This window comes from Nocardioides sp., assembly GCF_014360585.1.
Lineage (GTDB): Bacteria > Actinomycetota > Actinomycetes > Propionibacteriales > Nocardioidaceae > Nocardioides.
This window is the reverse complement of the sequence record NZ_JACIXG010000148.1, coordinates 1-4,666: the sequence shown is the minus strand read 5'-3', so window position 1 is coordinate 4,666 and position 4,666 is coordinate 1. Positions and strand designations below refer to the sequence as shown.

The 4,666-nt window shown below is 69.1% G+C and carries 4 protein-coding genes; 2 read left to right on the top strand and 2 right to left on the bottom strand.

What is annotated here, in order from left to right; translation table 11 throughout:
- Window positions 1-59: 59 nt before the first annotated feature.
- Window positions 60-530 (bottom strand): Lrp/AsnC family transcriptional regulator, encoded by a 471-nt coding sequence (locus H5T77_RS25420; protein ID WP_292653397.1) that lies wholly within the window; start codon window positions 528-530, stop codon window positions 60-62.
- 119 nt (window positions 531-649) lie between these two features.
- Here H5T77_RS25420 and hppD point away from each other — a divergent pair, with 119 nt between their 5' ends.
- The gene (gene hppD, locus H5T77_RS25415; protein WP_292653396.1) at window positions 650-1,855 is read left to right on the top strand and encodes a 4-hydroxyphenylpyruvate dioxygenase; all 1,206 of its coding nucleotides are present in this window, start codon (window positions 650-652) and stop codon (window positions 1,853-1,855) included.
- Window positions 1,856-2,004: 149 nt separating this feature from the next.
- Here hppD and H5T77_RS25410 read toward each other — a convergent pair whose 3' ends face one another.
- The gene (locus H5T77_RS25410) at window positions 2,005-3,807 is read right to left on the bottom strand and encodes a bifunctional sugar phosphate isomerase/epimerase/4-hydroxyphenylpyruvate dioxygenase family protein (RefSeq protein ID WP_292653395.1); all 1,803 of its coding nucleotides are present in this window, start codon (window positions 3,805-3,807) and stop codon (window positions 2,005-2,007) included.
- 82 nt (window positions 3,808-3,889) lie between these two features.
- Here H5T77_RS25410 and H5T77_RS25405 point away from each other — a divergent pair, with 82 nt between their 5' ends.
- Window positions 3,890-4,543: a TetR/AcrR family transcriptional regulator gene (locus tag H5T77_RS25405; RefSeq protein WP_292653394.1), complete on the top strand. Its 654-nt coding sequence runs from the start codon at window positions 3,890-3,892 to the stop codon at window positions 4,541-4,543.
- The last annotated feature ends 123 nt before the right edge of the window (window positions 4,544-4,666 follow it).

Below are 4,666 nucleotides of genomic sequence, written 5' to 3'. Positions count from 1 at the left end.
AGCAGCCGGGTTGTGAAGCTGAGGGTGGTCTATAGGCCACCCTCAGCTTCACAACCTGGTCAGCGCGGGCTCGCGTCGGTGCGCAGCAGGTCCAGGGTGCGCGGCTCGATGAGGGTCGAGAGGGTGACGACGCTGGTCGAGCGGACGACGGCGTGGGACTGGTCGATGCGGACGAGCACCTCCTGCAGTTTCGCGTGCGATCCGGTCGCGACCTTGCAGAAGACGTCGAAGGAGCCGGTGGTGACGTACGCCTCGAGCACCTCGGGGATCTCGGCGAGGTCGCGGCGTACGTCCTCGAGGGCGCCCTGAGAGATCTCCAGGGTCACGAACGCCTGCACGGTGTGGCCGGCGGCGGCCGGGTCGATCGTGGGCGCCCAGTCGCGGATCACGCCGGCCTCGGCCAGCTTGCGCAGCCGGCTCTGCACGGTGGCTCGGGCGACGCCGGCGACCCGGGAGAGCTCGAGGTCTCCGACGCGTGGGTGGGCGTGCAGCGTCTCCAGCAGCGTGAGGTCGAGGTCGTCGAGCTTCATGGCTCGATGATAGTCAGATTGTCTAGTGCCTGGCGGTGAATGCTGGCCCGATCTGACAGATTGACCAGCGCTCAGTGGTCAACTTGTTTGGTGTGACTCGGCCCACTTGACTTGACCGCATGACGCTTGCAGACACCCTGACCAACCAAGAGAAGCTCGCCGGACTGGGGCTGGCCGAGCTGGAGCAGCTCGTCGGCCTGGTGGCCTACGACGACACCTCTGACCCGTTCCCGGTCACCGGCTGGGACGCTGTCGTATGGGCCGTCGGCAACGCCACCCAGACCGCCCACTTCTTCCAGAGCGCCTTCGGGATGGAGCTGGTCGCCTACTCCGGCCCCGAGACCGGCAACCGCGACCACCACGCCTACGTGCTGCGCAGCGGGGGAGTGCGGTTCGTGATCAAGGGCGGGGTCGCGCCGGACAGCGAGATCATCGCCCACCACGCCCGCCACGGTGACGGCGTCGTCGACATCGCCCTCGAGGTGCCCGACGTCGACCGGTGCATCAAGCACGCGCGTGCCCAGGGCGCCACGGTCCTGGAGGAGCCCCACGACGTGAGCGACGAGCACGGCACCGTACGCATCGCCGCCATCGCCACCTACGGCGAGACCCGCCACACGCTGGTCGACCGGTCGGGCTACGAGGGCCCCTATCTGCCCGGCTACGTCACCCGCACCTCGACGCTGAAGAAGCCCGAGGGTGCGCCCAAGCGGCTCTTCCAGGCGCTCGACCACGTCGTCGGCAACGTCGAGCTCGGCAAGATGGACGAGTGGGTCGACTTCTACGGCCGGGTCATGGGCTTCACCAACATGGCCGAGTTCATCGGTGACGACATCGCCACCGACTACTCCGCGCTGATGTCGAAGGTCGTGGCCAACGGCAACCACCGGGTGAAGTTCCCGCTCAACGAGCCGGCGATCGCCAAGAAGAAGTCGCAGATCGACGAATACCTGGAGTTCTACCAGGGCCCCGGCGCCCAGCACCTCGCGCTCGCGACCGGCGACATCCTGACGACCGTCGACGCACTGCGCGACGCTGGCATCGAGTTCCTCAACACCCCCGACTCCTACTACGAGGACCCCGAGCTGCGCGCCCGGATCGGTGAGGTCCGCGTGCCGATCGAGGAGCTGCAGAAGCGCGGCATCCTCGTCGACCGTGACGAGGACGGCTACCTGCTGCAGATCTTCACCAAGCCGATCGGAGACCGCCCCACGGTCTTCTTCGAGCTGATCGAGCGCCACGGCTCCCTCGGCTTCGGCAAAGGCAACTTCAAGGCGCTCTTCGAGGCCATCGAGCGCGAGCAGGAGCTCCGCGGCAACTTCTGAGCGTCTCCGGCTCGAGACCAACACGGTGACCTGTCGCGCTCGATGGGACTGTGTTGGTCTCGACACGCTCGGCCGTAGACGGCCTCGCGGCTCGACCGGCGGGGCTAGCGCCTCCGAGGTCTGAAACGAAGTGGCCGTCGACCGACGGGTCAGGTGGCCTGGCTGGCGAGACGTACGGGAGCGTTGCCGGCGCCATAGCCGTCGTAGCTCTCGCGTCGCTCGACGAGCTCGAAGAAGACCTCACCGACGGTCTCGGTGTAGCAGTGCAGGTACTCGCCGTCGGCGTCGCGGTCGTAGAGGAGGTCGAGGGCACGGAGGGTGCCGACGAGGTCCTCGGCCAGACCGAAGCGGGCGACCAGGTCGTCGTAGTAGTTGCCCGGCACCGCGAGCGGCCGCAGCCCACGCTCCCGGGCGGCCGCCACGACGTCGATGATGTCGGGGCAGGCGAGCGCGATGTGCTGGGCGTGGCCCTGCTGGTCGGTCGGAAGCTGCCCGGTCGGCAGCAGGTTGAGCGGAAGACGTACGCCTCCGGCGGGCGAGCTCATCACCTGGCTGCGGACGAGGCCGGCCGGGCCGGCGACCTCCTGGCTCGGCTGCGGGGTCAGCGACAGCACGCTGGTGTAGAACAGCACCGCCTCGTCGAAGCTGTGCCAGGGCTGGACCAGGTTGACGTGGTCGATGCGCGCGCCGCGGTCCTCCGTGCCTGCGACGCCACCGTCGAACTCGCCGATCCAGTCTGCCGCGTGGGAGCAGAAGACCTCGGTGCCGTCGGGGGAGGTGAAGGCGCGCAGGGCCTGCTCGCCGGCGTACGTCCGGCGGTGGACGGGTGGCGCCATCAGTCGTGCGGCGCGCTCCGCGGCGGGGTCCGAGTCGGGGACGTCGAAGCCGACGGCGGCGATGCGTGGCGCGGGGGCGCTGCTGGCCTGGTCGTTGCACACGATCCGGGCCTGACCCCAGGTCCACAGGCGCACCTGCTTGCTGCGGTGACAGCCGCCGAAGTCGAAGCCGAGCTGCTCGAGCAGCACCTCGACCCCGGAGGTGTCGGGCGCCTTGATCTCGACGAAGTCGAAGGCCTCGGGCGCGGCGACCTCGGGCAGCCGGGGGAGGAGGGTGCCGGCGTGGCCGGACTCCTCGCCGAGCAGGTCGGCGGTGCGGTCGGCGAGCCAGCGCAGCGAGCGCTGTGCCTGGCGGGCGGTGCGCACCGGGTCGGTCTGGCGGAAGGTGTCGTTGAAGACCTCCAGCGACAGCGGTCCGTCGTAGCCGGCGCGGATCACGTGAGCGAGGAAGGCCGGCAGGTCGAAGCTGCCCTCGCCGGGGAAGAGCCGGTGGTGGCGGCTCCAGGAGAGCACGTCCATGTTGAGGGCGGGGGCATCGGCGAGCTGCAGGAAGAAGATCTTCTCGGCCGGGATCTCCTCGATCTGCTTGGGGTCGTGGCCGCGCGAGAGGATGTGGAAGCTGTCCAGGCAGATCCCGACGGCTGCGTGGTCGGCGAGCTCGACGATGCGCCACGAGCGCCGGTAGTCGTCGACGAACCGTCCCCAGGCGAGTGCCTCGTAGGCCAGCCGGATGTCGTACGCCGCCGCGAGCTCGCCCAGCCGGCGCAGCTGTCGCGCGGAGACCTCGTCGTCGTCGATGGTGGCGGTGCCGACGTTGCTGCAGACCAGCATCAGGTCGATCCCGAGACGTCGCATGAGCTGGAACTTCGCCTCGGCGCGGCGGAGGACGTCGGCGAAGAGCGACTCGTCGACGCCCTCGGCGTCGCGGAACGGCTGGTAGAGGTCGAGGGTGAGCCCGAGCCGGTCGGCCAGCGCCCGGATCTCTTCAGGGGACTGGGGTGCGGCGACGAGGTCGGGCTCGAAGATCTCGATCGCGTCGAAGCCGGCTTCGGCCGCGGCGTACATCTTCTGGACCAGGCCGCCGCTGAGGCAGACGGTGGCGATCGAGGTGCGCATGGGTCTCCGTTCGTGGCTAATGTACGAAACGGTACATACAATGGTCCGTGTTGGGAAGTGGGCCGTGCTCTAGGCTCGGGGCATGGTCGACACCCAACGTTCCGCCGAGAAGTCGGATGAGCGGCTACGAGACGCCGAACGCACCCGGGCCGAGCTGCTCGAGGTCGCGACCGAGGTCTTCTCCGAACAGGGCTACTCGGGCGCGAGGGTCGACGAGATCGCGGAGCGCACCCGCACGACCAAGCGGATGATCTACTACTACTTCGGCGGCAAGGAGGGGCTCTATCTCGCCGTCCTCGAGGCCGCCTATCGCCGCATCCGGGAGGCCGAGCAGGGGCTGCACGCCGACCACCTGGCTCCGGTGGATGCGGTGCGAAGGATCGCCGAGCTCACCTTCGACCATCATCACGACCATCCGGGCTTCATCCGGCTCGTCTCGGTCGAGAACATCCACAACGGCCAGCACCTGGGGAAGGTCGAGTCGCTGCGCGACCTCGGCACCCCGGCAGCCTCGCTCCTCGACGACGTGCTGGCCCGCGGCCGCGCCTCGGGCGAGCTCCGCGGCGACGTCGACGCGGTCGACGTGCACATGCTGATCAGCTCCTACTGCGTCTTCCAGGTCGCCAACGCCGCGACCTTCGGCTTCCTCTTCGGCCGCGACATGCTCGCCCCCGACGTACGCGAGCGCCACCGCCGCATCCTCGGCGACATCGTCGTCGGCTGGCTCTCGGCCTAGCTGGAGCCGTCCCCCCTCGGCCGAGACGTCACGTACGTCGGCCGAGCGTCACATACGTCGCCCGAGGCGTCACGTACGTCGCCCGAGGCGTCACGTACGTCGGCCGAGTTGGCAACGCGCTGC

Bases quoted from the DNA above. Each gene is read 5' to 3' on its own strand.
- H5T77_RS25410 (WP_292653395.1), bottom strand. From the start codon at position 3,807: ATGCGCACCTCGATCGCCACCGTCTGCCTCAGCGGCGGCCTGGTCCAG.
- H5T77_RS25420 (WP_292653397.1), bottom strand. From the start codon at position 530: ATGAAGCTCGACGACCTCGACCTCACGCTGCTGGAGACGCTGCACGCC.
- hppD (WP_292653396.1), top strand. From the start codon at position 650: ATGACGCTTGCAGACACCCTGACCAACCAAGAGAAGCTCGCCGGACTG.
- H5T77_RS25405 (WP_292653394.1), top strand. From the start codon at position 3,890: ATGGTCGACACCCAACGTTCCGCCGAGAAGTCGGATGAGCGGCTACGA.